The following is a 12,904-nucleotide window of genomic DNA, read 5'->3' on the forward strand; positions in this document are numbered from 1 at the left end:
GAACGGGCTGCGCGCAGCCCATTCCCATCAAATTGAAACCAAAAAAGAGGCAAATGGAATACTTGACCAGAGGTTTGATTGCGGTAAAGACAGAACAGGGCGTGTTTGTCAGCTGGCGTTTTCTCGGAACAGATCATGAGACGACGGCTTTTCACCTTTATCGAGATGGAAAGCGGATCACCCGCGAGCCTATCGCTGACAGCACCAATTTTCTCGACCAAAACGGAACGGCAGACTCTGTTTATCAAGTGGCGGCTGTTAATAAAGGACGGGAAGAAAAGCTTTCCAAGGAAGCTCGTGTTTGGCAGGAAAATGTCCTTGAGGTTCCGCTTGCCAAACCGGAAGGCGGTGTGACGCCGGACGGAAAGCCGTACACTTACAGCGCCAATGATGCCAGTGTCGGAGATGTAGACGGGGATGGAGAATATGAAATGATTCTGAAGTGGGATCCGTCCAATTCAAAAGACAACGCTCATGACGGTTATACCGGTGAGGTGCTCATAGATGCCTATAAACTGGACGGCACCTTTTTATGGCGCATCAACCTCGGCAGAAACATCAGAGCAGGCGCGCATTATACCCAGTTTATGGTTTATGACTTGGACGGTGACGGAAAAGCAGAAATCGTCATGAAAACAGCCGACGGCACAACAGACGGGAAAGGACACATCATCGGCGATGAGCATGCCGATTTTAGGAACGAACAGGGCAGAATCCTATCCGGCCCGGAATATTTGACCGTGTTTAAAGGAGAAACCGGTGAAGCGCTCACGACCGTGGAATATGAACCGCCCCGCGGCAAGCTGGAGGATTGGGGAGACGGCTATGGAAACCGTATGGACCGTTTTCTCGCCGGAATCGCTTACTTGGATGGGGAACGGCCGAGTCTCGTAATGGCGCGCGGCTACTATACGAGAGCCGTGCTCGTGGCATACGATTTCAGAAACGGAAGGCTCAAAAAACGCTGGGTATTTGACTCCAACCACCCGGGATATGAAGCGTACGCAGGACAGGGGAACCACAGCTTGAGCGTGGCAGACGTGGACGGAGATGGAAAGGATGAAATCATATATGGCGCAATGGCGGTCGATCATGACGGAACCGGCCTGTACTCAACGGGGCTCGGACACGGAGACGCGATGCATGTAGGGGATCTGGATCCGTCACGAAAAGGGCTTGAAGTGTTCCAAGTGCATGAGGATGCCGCGAAGCCGTACGGACTGTCACTGCGAGATGCCGGAACCGGTGAGATATTATGGGGCATCCACGCTGGAACTGATGTTGGACGGGGCATGGCGGCTCATATTGATCCAAGCTACAAAGGGTCGCTCGTCTGGGGAATTGATCCCCCGGGCAATGATGGCATGTCGTATGGGCTTTATACGAGCAAAGGAGAAAAAATCAGCGACAAAGCGCCCGCTTCAGCCAATTTCGCTATCTGGTGGGACGGAGATTTGGTCAGAGAACTGCTTGATCATGACTGGGACGGAACGATTGGCAGGCCAAAGATTGAAAAATGGGATGCTGAAAAGCGCTGTCTGAAGACGATATTTCAGCCGGCCGGCGTGTTGTCCAACAACGGCACGAAAGGAAACCCGGTTCTTCAGGCCAACCTGTTCGGGGACTGGCGGGAAGAAGTGATATGGAGAACGGAAGACAGCAGCGCACTCCGTATCTATACAACGACACATCTCACTCGCCACCGTTTTTACACGCTGATGCACGATCCGGTTTACAGGCTCGGCATCGCCTGGCAGAATACCGCCTACAACCAGCCGCCGCACACGAGCTTTTATCTCGGTACAGGGATGAAAAAACCGCCGAAGCCCGCCTTGTACATAGCGGGCAGTAAAGCTGAGGCACCGATGTAGGAGGACTAAGGGATAAGAAGCAGCCGTATAAAAAACGAGGAGGAATGAAAAAATGGCAAATCATATTTATCTTGCCGGCGATTCGACTGTTCAAACGTATGGAGACAGCACAAATCAAGGGGGCTGGGGGCAGTTTCTCGGCTCGCATCTGCCGGAGCATATTCAAGTAATCAACAGAGCGATCGGGGGAAGAAGCTCGAAAACATTTGTGGAAGAGGGCAGGCTTCAGGCGATTCTGGATGTGATCGAGCCGGATGATTGGCTGTTTGTGCAGATGGGCCATAATGACGCATCGAAAAATAAGCCGGAGCGCTACACCGAGCCCTATACTACCTATAAACAATATTTAAAACAGTACATCACCGGCGCGCGGGAAAAAGGCGCCCATCCGCTTCTCATTACCCCCGTAGCCCGATTTCACTACGAAAACGGCGTGTTTTTGAATGATTTTCCTGATTATTGCATTGCCATGAAGCAGACGGCTGCTGAGGAGAATGTCCAGCTCATAGATCTGATGGAGAAAAGCCTTGCTTTCTTTACTGAGAAGGGCGAGGAAAAAGTGTACACCTATTTTATGGTTTCAGAAGGGATTAACGATTACACGCACTTTACAAAGAAAGGCGCAAATGAAATGGCGAAACTTGTGGCAAAAGGCATGAAGGAGCTCGGCCTGCCATTGACAGAATCGATCATCAAAGAAGGGTGAAGAATGTGAGGAGTAAACTATATCATGGCGCTTGCTATTATCCGGAATTATGGGATGAAGAGACGATTCAGCAGGACATTGACATCATGCGTGAAGTTGGCGTGAATGTTGTGCGGATCGGCGAATTTGCCTGGTCTGTCATGGAACCTGAAGAAGGAAAAATTGACATTGATTTTTTCAAAGAAATCATCTCCCAGCTGTATGATAGCGGCATCGAGACGATCATGTGCACGCCGACGCCTACCCCGCCGATTTGGCTGTCACACGGACGGCCCGAACGCATGCATGTCAATGAAAAAAGAGAGATCATGGGGCATGGCTCCCGTCAGCACGCCTGTACGAACAACCCGTACTTCCGAAAAAAAGCCGCCATCATCACGACAGCCATCGCCAAGGAGCTTGGCCGTCTCCCGGGGCTGATCGGCTGGCAGCTAGACAATGAGTTTAAATGCCATGTTGCAGAATGCATGTGTGAGACGTGCTTGCGCTTATGGCATGACTGGCTCAAAAATCGCTACGGGGTGATTGAGCGGTTAAACGAAGCATGGGGAACCGATGTGTGGAGCGAAACCTATCAGACGTTTGAGCAAGTGCCGCAGCCGGGACCTGCCCCGTTTCTGCATCACGCCTCTTTAAGCACCATGTATCAGCTGTTTTCGATGGAGATGATCGCTTCGTTTGCGGATGAACAGGCCAAAATCATCCGTTGCTATTCAGATGCGCCGATCACGCATAACGGATCTGTCATGTTCAATGTGGACAATGAGCGAATGTTTCAGAATCTCGATTTTGCCTCCTATGACACGTACGCTTCGCAGGAAAACGCTTCTGCTTTTTTACTGAACTGTGATTTGTGGAGAAATTTGAAACAGGGGCGCCCGTTTTGGATTTTGGAAACGAGTCCGTCGTATGCTGCCTCGCTTGAAAGCTCCGCTTACCCGCACGCAGACGGGTATTTGCAGGCCGAAGCCGTATCGTCCTACGCCTTAGGAAGCCAGGGGTTTTGCTACTGGCTATGGCGGCAGCAACGTTCAGGCAGCGAGATTTCCCACGGTTCGGTTCTCAGTGCCTGGGGCGAACCCACTATCGGCTACCAAAATGTGCTGGCTGTTGAGCGGGCAAGAAAGGAAATCGAGCCTGTTATTCTATCGACTGAACCCGTTCAAGCCGAGGCGGCGATGACGTACTCTGACAGAGCAAAAGCATTTATCAAAACTGAGCCTCACCGGGGACTCCGGCATCGTTCGCTTGTGACGCATTTTTATGAACGTATTCTCAACACGGGGATTCACCGTGACCTCATTCCAGAAGGCGCTCCGCTGGACGGCTACCGTTTGCTGCTTACACCATTTGTGCCGTATTTGTCTTCTGAATTTATCAAAAAGGCTTCGGCATTCGCTGAAGCCGGCGGCATTTGGATCGCCGGCCCGCTGACAGGAGGGCGCACATGCGAGCATACGATTCATACCGATTGCGGACTTGGCGAACTTGAGGAAGCGTCTGGGATCAAAACGCTGTTCACCTTTCCGATGAATGAGAACGTGAATACAGGAAAAGCGTTTGGCATCACGGCGCCGCTCGGACTATGGAGCGCAGTGTTTGACACAGAGAGCGGAAACACCCTTGGCACGGTTGAATCAGGACCGGGGGCGGGCCATGCTTTTTTGACGGAACGGAATTACGGCGAGGGGAAAATCGTCATGCTGGGCTCGCTTCCAACCGGGAAAGAAGGGGATGCGATGCTGGAAGCGCTCGTCAGGCATTACGCTGCTGAGGCAGCCATTGCTGTCCGATCGGAGGTGACACCCGGCACGATCGTTGTCCCGCGCAAAGACGATAACGGCCTAGTATGGATCATCGTGAATATGGATGGAAAAGGCGGAAGCGTGACACTGCCGGAAGCGGGAACGGATCTGTTGAAAAAACGTTTGGAAAAGGCGGGGAGGCTGGCGGTCGGACCGCATGAATACCGTGTAATTCAGTTTGACAATCACAGCTGATTCTTTGCATCGAATCAGCTTTTTTCTATGGAGGGAGAGGACCGATGAAAAGGATCAAATGGTTATCAGAACAGCCAAAGGTGACAAGCGGTGTGACGTGGGGCGTGCCATGGAAAAAAGGAGAATGTAAAAAAGGAGACCGTCTGGCGCTTATAAGTGAAAACGCGGAAATCCGATATGTGCAAAGCGAACCGTCGGCCTATTGGCCTGACGGGAGCATCAAGTGGACGAAGCACGCGGCGGTGTTTGGCGGTCAGGAGAACCAAAGCTTTACAGTACAAAAAGGAGAAGCACCGCAGCCGACAAAACCGATCAGCATTCACGAGTCAGCGCATGACATCCAAGTGAATACAGGAGCACTCGTCTGTACCATTCATAAAACAGGCTCTGATTTCATTCAATCATTGCAGATCAACGGAAAGCCGATCGCCGCAGGCGGGAGGCTTGTTGCTATAAGAGAAACGAGAACAGAGTCGGCGGCGGAAACGGTTCTTTTTCAAGAAACGTCTGTCAGCCTTATCAAACAGGCGGCGATTGAGCAGAGCGGTCCTGTCAAAGCAGTGGTCAAAATCGAGGGCGTGCATGTGCTCCATAAAACGAATGAAGAATGGCTGCCGTTTGTCATCCGATTGACGTTTTATGCCGGGCTGTCTGAGATCGGCCTTGTGCACACGCAGCTTATTGACAGGAGCGGTAAACAAGAATTCATTAAGGGGCTCGGTATCGAATTTGACCTTTTTTTGGAGGGAGAGACGTACAACCGCCATTTTGGTTTTGCGGGAGAGAAGGGGATGTACAAAGAACCCGCCCAGCTGTTTGGCACACGTAAATTCAATGAACGGTATCCGCTTTATGAAAAACAAATCAAGGGTGAAACGCTGTCACCAGATGAAGAGCATAAGGAATGGTTTGCGCACGGAACACAGAATGCGGTATGGGACGATGTGAAGCTTGTTCAGGATTCTAGCGATCATTACAGCCTGTCAAAACGGACCGGAAAAGATTATGCGTGGGTCGGCATGCTGCATGGCAGCCGGGCGAAGGGACTGTGCTATGCGGGCGGCGTAAATGGCGGTGTGGCTCTCGGCCTGCGGTATTTCTTTGAGAAATATCCGTCAGCACTGGAAATCACAGGTCTTGCCGGCAGCCGCCCAAAAATGACCGTCTGGCTATGGCCCCCGGATGGAGAAGCGATGGATTTGCGGCATTATACAGGAAATACCCATGTGGCCAGCGCGTATGAAGGCTTTGATGAAATGCGCTCTGATCCGACCGGCATTGCGAACACAAATGAAATCAGCCTGGCGTGCTTTGCGCACATGCCGTCTGATGATGTCCTGAATGCGCTCGCTGACAAATGGCAGGCGCCGCCGCTCTTGGTATGCGAGCCAAACGTCTATTACGAATCAAAAGCGCTCGGGGTTTGGAGCATCATTGACACATCTCATCCGTTTAAAAAAGAGCTGGAAGAACAACTTGACGCCGCCTTTCTGTTTTATAAAAAGGAAGTAGAGCAGCGCAAATGGTACGGATTTTGGCATTATGGCGATGTCATGCATACGTATGATCCAATTCGGCACATGTGGCGGTACGATCTCGGCGGATACGCATGGCAAAACAATGAGCTCGTTCCGACCCTATGGCTGTGGCAGGCGTTTTTCCGCTCAGGCAGAGAGGATATCTTCCGAATGGCAGAAGCCATGACCCGCCACACGAGTGAAACGGACAGCTTTCACCTCGGTGAATACGCCGGGCTTGGCTCACGGCATAACGTTGTGCACTGGGGATGCGGCTGCAAGGAAGCGAGAATCAGCATGGCCGGCCTTTATAAATTCTATTATTATCTGACGGGTGATGAGCGGACGGGAGATCTTTTGACAGAAGTGAAGGATGCCGATTATGCCCTTGTCAAAACCGATCCGATGCGCGCTTTTTACGAGAAAGGCAAGCACCCGACTCATGCCAGAACGGGGCCGGACTGGGCGGCGTTTTGCTCGAACTGGCTGGCGGAATGGGAGCGTACCGAAAATCCTGAATATCTCAAAAAAATCGAAACGGGAATCAACTGTCTGAAGCAGCTGCCGCTCCGCTTATTATCCGGCCCGACATTTGAATATGATCCGGCTACTTCGATGCTTCATCACATGGGAGACGGCATTGCGGGCGGATATCATATGATCATTGCCTTCGGCGCGCCGCAAGTATGGATGGAGCTGGCTGAGCTTCTTGATGACCGGGAATGGGAGGAAATGCTGAGTGAATTCGGCGAATTTTACACCCTCAGTGATGAGGAAAAACGAAAAAAAAGCGGCGGCGCTCTTCATGACGGGCATTTTCACTGGCCGATGTTCGCCGCTGCCATGACAGCCTACGCCGCGAGAAAAAAACAAGATCCTCATCTCGCCGCCAACGCATGGAATCTTTTGCTCGATGATAAGCTCAGCCATACGCCGCTTCCGATCAAACCGGAACGCATCGAGACATGGACGCAGCTGGAGGAGCTTCCATGGGTGACAACGAACACCGTCTCCCAATGGTGTTTAAACGTCATAGCAGCGCTGGAACTGATCGGAGATTCCCTTCCGGCAAAAAAAGAAACATCGGGCAAAAAAGGATAACAGCCGGAATTTCATAGGAGAAATGAAGCAAAAAATGAAGATTGCAAGAATTTATGTAAGCGCTTTATATTGAGAGGGGCAAAGGGGAAATGCAAAGTGAAAAAAAGGGGGACTTACGCATCATGAAAATAAAAATGCGAAAAAAATGGCTGGCCTTGCCGCTTGCTGCCATAATGATCGCCGGATGTAGCAATTCGGAAACATCCAGTCAAGCAGGCGGTTCAAAAGACACGATTAACATTATGGCGCCGCTCTTATCTCCGGAAAGCCCGAGTGAAAAGAGCCCTTCATTAAAAGCGCTCGAAAAATACACAGGCAAAGAGATTAAGGTCACATGGGTGCCTGATTCATCCTACAACGACAAATTCAACATCGTCATGGCTTCCGGAGAGATGCCTCATGCCATTGTCATTAAAGATAAGTCAGCCGGTTTTATCAAGTCTGTCAAAGCAGGGGCGTTTTGGGAGCTGTCTCCTTATTTAAAAGACTACAAGAATTTAAGCCAGGCAGATGAAAAGATTTTGAAGAACAGCTCGGTGAACGGCGAGGTATACGGAATCTACAGAACGAGGGACCTGATCAGAGCGTGTATGATCATCAGAACCGACTGGCTGAAAAATGTCGGTCTGGATATGCCGGAAACGCTTGATGATTTCTATGAAGTGCTGAAAGCTTTTAAGGAAAAAGATCCTGACGGGAACGGCAAGGATGACACGTACGGCATGGTCGTGCCGAAATGGATGGGGCTCGGCAACGGAAGCCCATGGGATGTTCTGCAAATCTGGTTCGGCGCGCCAAACCGCTACGGCGTTGAGAACGGAAAGCTGATTCCTGATTTTACAACGAAGGAATATATGGACGCGCTCACGTTTTTTAAAAAGCTGTACGATGAGGGCTTGATCAATAAGGACTTTGCGGTCATGGATTCAGCAAAGTGGAATGATCCTGTTGTGAAAGGAAAAGCGGGTGTCATCGTTGATACAGGCTCCAGAGCGTCTCAGATCCAAAGCGCGATGGAGGAGGCGGATGAGTCGAACAAGGATGTGATTGATATCGTCGGCTCGCTTGAGGGGCCGAATGGCAAGCGCACCTTCCCGACATCCGGTTATTCAGGCATGATCGCGATACCCAAATCAAGCGTCAAAACCGAAAAAGAGCTGAAAGAGGTGCTGTCCTTCCTCGATAAAATGAATGATAAGAAAGCGCAGATTCTCACGAACAACGGAGTGGAGGGGCGCAATTACGAGCTCAAGGACGGCGTATTCACCTCACTTGAAAAAAACAACAAATCCCTCCTGTATGAGCATGAAGGCTTGGCACAGTTCAGCATGTCGATCCCGAAAAGCGAGTATTACATCGAAGACCAGAAAACCAAGCTCTTTCAGCATCGCAAGGACATCATAACTGAAGGAGAAAAAATTGCCGTCTTTAACCCGGCTGAGTCGCTTGTATCTGATGTTTATACCCAAAAAGGAGCCCAGCTTGACAACATCATTCTCGACGCGAGAACACAATTTATCATTGGAGAAATTGATGAAAAAGGGTTTGAGGATGCGGTGGAGCTTTGGAAAAAAAGCGGCGGCAGTGACCTGATGAAGGACTTGAACAAATTGTATCAATCGTCAAAATAAACCGATGCGCCTGCCTTTCGGCGGGCGCGCCGGTAATACGAAAGGAGAACAGATATGGAAACAGTGCCGAAGAAGGGAGATTCACCTGTTCTCACTGCTGGAAAAGGCATCAGCTGGATGGCTGCGCTCAAACGGGACAAATGGCTTTATCTTCTTCTTATTCCCGGTCTGCTTTATTTTTTGATTTTCAAATACTTGCCGATGTGGGGCGTCTTGATCGCATTTAAAGACTATTCGCCATATCTCGGTTTCTGGAAAAGCGAATGGGTCGGCTTTGATTACTTCAAAGACTTTTTTATGAATCCGGATTTTTTCCGGCTGCTGCGCAACACCCTCATGCTGGCGAGCCTGGATCTTCTGTTTGCCTTTCCCGCGCCGCTCATTTTGGCCTTGCTTTTGAATGAGGTAAGAAAGGCCGTGTATAAAAGATGTATCCAAACCTTTATTTACGTGCCCCATTTTGTATCCTGGACAATTGTGGTCAGCATCACCTTCGTTTTCTTTACTGTCGATACAGGTGTGATCAACAAAATGATCATGAGCCTGACAGGTGAGCAGATTTCTTTCTTGTCGGATGCAGACTGGTTCCGGCCGATGATTGTGATGCAAAGCATTTGGAAGGAGACAGGCTGGGGGACGATTCTATTTTTGGCCGCGCTGGCAACTGTTGATCAAGAGCAGTATGAAGCCGCCATTATGGACGGAGCGGGCCGATTCAGGAGAATGTGGCATATTACGCTGCCGGCAATCAGAAGCACCATTATCGTTTTGTTGATTTTAAGAATCGGCAGCTTTTTGAATCTCGGCTTTGAACAGGTGTATTTGATGACGAACTCGCTCAACCGCAGCGTGGCTGATATTTTTGACACGTACGTGTACATGATGGGGATTACCCAAGGCGCGTACAGCTACAGCACGGCGGTGGGGTTGTTTAAATCGCTTGTCGGAATCATCTTGATTTTTGGCGCCAATTACATTGCGAAAAAGTTTGATCAGGAAGGATTGTTTTAGAGGAGGGGAGAGGTATGGCTGAAATTCACACGATGCACAACACCAAAGCCGGACGGGTGTTTGACGTCTGCAACATTCTGTTTCTCGGCGGTGTCGGCGCGATTACCATTTTGCCGTTTTTGTATATTATCGCCGGTTCCTTTGCGACAGAAGCGGAACTTGCCCAGCGGAGCTTCTTTATTTTTCCGAAAACCTTTACACTCGATGCTTACAAGTATGTGTTTTCGACACCGACGTTCCTTCGAAGCATGGGCGTGTCCATCTTCATCACCGTGGTCGGGACGGCTGTGCAGCTGTTTTTCACCTTCACGATGGCATATCCGCTGGCGAAGCGGCATGTGAAGGGACGGAATCTGCTGTTGAATCTGGTGATTTTCTCGATGCTGTTTTCCGGCGGCATGATTCCAACGTACCTTGTCGTAAAATCACTCGGCCTTTTGGATACGTATTGGGCATTGATTCTGCCGATGGCGATTAATCCGTTCAACCTCATTATTATCAAAAACTTCTTTCAGCAGCTGCCGCGCGAGCTGGAGGAGTCGGCAAAAATTGATGGCTGTTCCGAAATCGGCGTCTTCTGGCGGATCGCCCTGCCGTTGTCAAAGCCGGTCATTGCGACCTTTGCGCTGTTTTACGCGGTCGGGATTTGGAATGATTTCTTCCACGCTCTCTTATATATCAATGACAGTGCAAAATGGCCGCTGCAAATGGTGCTTCGCCAAGTTACGATTTTATCGGATTTAACGGCGACCAATGGCGATACGTTGCAAAATGCCGTTCCGCCTGAGCAGGGTATAAAGCTCGCCGTCATTGTCATTGCGACGCTGCCGATTTTGGCGGTCTATCCATTTTTACAAAAACACTTTGCAAAGGGCATGCTGATCGGCTCGGTGAAAGGCTGAGAAAGGGAGTGTTTTATATGAGCACGTTACATCAGATTAAAATTGCCTATATCGGCGGGGGATCCCAAGGCTGGGCCAGGAGTCTGATGAGTGATTTGGCGATTGATGAGCGGATGTCGGGCATGGTGGCACTCTATGATCTTGATTTTGAGGCCGCCCAGAGAAACGAAGTGATCGGCAATCACAGCGGGAACGGCAGATGGAGATATGAGGCCGTTTCTACTTTGAAAAAAGCTTTATCTGGCGCGGATATCGTCATTATTTCCATTTTGCCGGGTTCTCTGGATGATATGGAAATTGATGTCCACTTGCCTGAGCGCTGCGGTATTTATCAGTCTGTAGGTGATACTGTCGGGCCGGGCGGAATCATCAGAGGCTTGCGTGCTGTCCCGATATTTGCGGAAATTGCCCGGGCAATAAGAGACTACGCACCAGAGTCCTGGGTCATTAATTATACAAACCCGATGTCTGTCTGTACTAGAACGCTGTATAAAGTGTTTTCCGGAATCAAAGCGATTGGCTGCTGCCACGAGGTATTCGGGACGCAAAAGCTATTGGCGGAAATGGTCACGGAAAGGCTGGGGATAGAGGTGCCGCGGCGTGAAGATATCCGCGTGAATGTGCTCGGCATTAACCATTTTACATGGATCACGGAAGCCTCTTACCGCCATATTGACCTGCTGCCTATATTCCGTGAATTCAGCTCGCACTATGGGGAATCAGGATATGAGCTGGAGGGGGAAAGCTGGAGGGACAGCGTCTTTCATTCGGCACACCGTGTTGCGTTTGATTTATTTGAAACGTATGGCGCGATCCCTGCTGCGGGTGACAGGCATCTGGCAGAGTTTCTTCCCGGCCCATATCTTAAACAGTCTGAGGTATGGAAATTTCATCTCACACCTATATCATTCAGAAAACAAGATAGAGCTCTGAAACGACAAGAAACAGAACGGTTCATTCAGCAACAACGGGGCGTTGCTGGGAAAGCTTCGGGAGAAGAAGGCGTGAACATCATAGCGGCTCTTCTCGGATTGGGTGAACTCGTCACGAATGTAAATTTGCCGAATCAAGGCCAGGTCTCAAACCTTCCGCTACAAGCCATTGTCGAAACAAACGCATTCATCACAAGGAACAGTGTCAAGCCGATTTTTTCCGGAGCGCTTCCGAAAGGTGTGGAAATGCTGGCGGCCAGGCATGTATCCAATCAGGAGGCAGTGGCGGAAGCTGGTTTAACAAAGGATACTGGCCTCGCGTTTCAAGCCTTCCTTAATGATCCGCTTGTCAAGATTGACCGCAATGATGCAGAGCAGCTTTTCGATGACATGCATCAAAGCGCCATACAAAGCTGAGCAGGACGATTTTTTCAGCAGGGGGAGCTTCTTTCGCGGTTTAGAAAGGAAAGCATTGACCATACTGATAGTATTATCAAGAAGTAGGTGCTATCAATATGGGAAATTATTTAAGTGTTGCGGTAGAACTGGTCTGCGGTTTAGGCATTTTATTTATCATCTTAAAGCTTCTCGGGAAAACCCAATTTTCTCAAATTACGCCGTTTGACTTTATCTCTGCTTTAATTTTAGGAGAACTGGTCGGGAATGCCGTTTACGATCATGAAATCAAGATCAAAGAAATCATTTTTGCTTCGCTGCTGTGGGGCGTGCTGATTTATATTATTGAATTTATCACGCAAAAAATGAAATCATCGCGAAAGTTCTTGGAGGGTGAGCCGAATATTGTCATCCGCAAAGGGGAGCTTCAATATAAAGTGATGAAGAAAAATAAGATGGACATTAACCAGCTGCAAAGCCTTTTGAGGCAAGCGGGGTGCTTTTCGATCCAAGAAGTAGAATATGCGATTCTTGAAACAAACGGGATGGTCAGCGTGCTCCCCAAATCCGACTTTGACAAACCGATAAATAAGGATTTGCAGATTCCTTCGAAGTCTGTTTCTCTGCCGATCACTTTAATCATAGATGGAGAGATTGTTCAGGATAATTTGAAGGAAGCAGGTGTGGATGAACAGTGGCTGAAGCAAGAATTGAAAAAGAAGAACATTGATAAGGCGGAGGATGTGTTATTTGCGGAGTGGCACAAAAATAATCCGCTGTATACCGTAACCTACGAACAAAGCAGATCAACATGACTCTTTGAAAAAAAGCTTGCAG

General features: G+C 49.6%; 9 protein-coding genes. All 9 read left to right on the top strand.

The genetic code is table 11. The features are described 5' to 3' along the window. The first annotated feature begins 32 nt into the window (after nucleotides 1-32). The 9 genes from rhgX to BLL41_RS13465 all read left to right on the top strand — a co-directional run bounded on the left by rhgX (nucleotide 33) and on the right by BLL41_RS13465 (nucleotide 12,882). Entirely contained in the window at nucleotides 33-1,871 is a 1,839-nt protein-coding gene (rhgX, locus tag BLL41_RS13425) for a rhamnogalacturonan exolyase (RefSeq protein WP_083428013.1), read from the top strand. 52 nt (nucleotides 1,872-1,923) lie between these two features. Then, complete coding sequence (locus tag BLL41_RS13430) at nucleotides 1,924-2,577, top strand: rhamnogalacturonan acetylesterase (RefSeq protein WP_071578227.1); 654 nt, start codon at nucleotides 1,924-1,926, stop codon at nucleotides 2,575-2,577. 5 nt (nucleotides 2,578-2,582) lie between these two features. Next, a complete protein-coding gene (gene yesZ, locus BLL41_RS13435; RefSeq protein ID WP_071578228.1) occupies nucleotides 2,583-4,577 on the top strand; it encodes a beta-galactosidase YesZ in 1,995 nt (664 codons plus the stop codon). A gap of 44 nt (nucleotides 4,578-4,621) precedes the next feature. Continuing rightward, nucleotides 4,622-7,195: an exo-rhamnogalacturonan lyase family protein gene (locus BLL41_RS13440; protein WP_071578229.1), complete on the top strand. Its 2,574-nt coding sequence runs from the start codon at nucleotides 4,622-4,624 to the stop codon at nucleotides 7,193-7,195. A 122-nt stretch (nucleotides 7,196-7,317) separates the two neighbouring features. Further along, a complete protein-coding gene (locus tag BLL41_RS13445; RefSeq protein ID WP_071578307.1) occupies nucleotides 7,318-8,826 on the top strand; it encodes an extracellular solute-binding protein in 1,509 nt (502 codons plus the stop codon). A 54-nt stretch (nucleotides 8,827-8,880) separates the two neighbouring features. Then, nucleotides 8,881-9,837 carry an ABC transporter permease gene (locus BLL41_RS13450; RefSeq protein ID WP_040083891.1) on the top strand — a complete coding sequence of 319 codons (957 nt, stop codon included), beginning with the start codon at nucleotides 8,881-8,883 and terminating at the stop codon, nucleotides 9,835-9,837. Between the two features lie 14 nt (nucleotides 9,838-9,851). After that, a complete protein-coding gene (locus BLL41_RS13455) occupies nucleotides 9,852-10,739 on the top strand; it encodes a carbohydrate ABC transporter permease (protein ID WP_071578230.1) in 888 nt (295 codons plus the stop codon). Nucleotides 10,740-10,747: 8 nt separating this feature from the next. Then, nucleotides 10,748-12,088: an alpha-galacturonidase LplD gene (gene lplD, locus BLL41_RS13460; RefSeq protein ID WP_071578232.1), complete on the top strand. Its 1,341-nt coding sequence runs from the start codon at nucleotides 10,748-10,750 to the stop codon at nucleotides 12,086-12,088. 98 nt (nucleotides 12,089-12,186) lie between these two features. Continuing rightward, complete coding sequence (locus tag BLL41_RS13465) at nucleotides 12,187-12,882, top strand: DUF421 domain-containing protein (RefSeq protein WP_071578233.1); 696 nt, start codon at nucleotides 12,187-12,189, stop codon at nucleotides 12,880-12,882. The last annotated feature ends 22 nt before the right edge of the window (nucleotides 12,883-12,904 follow it).

Origin of the sequence: Bacillus sp. FMQ74 (assembly GCF_001875785.1) — a bacterium.
GTDB classification, from domain to species: Bacteria; Bacillota; Bacilli; order Bacillales; family Bacillaceae; genus Bacillus; species Bacillus stercoris.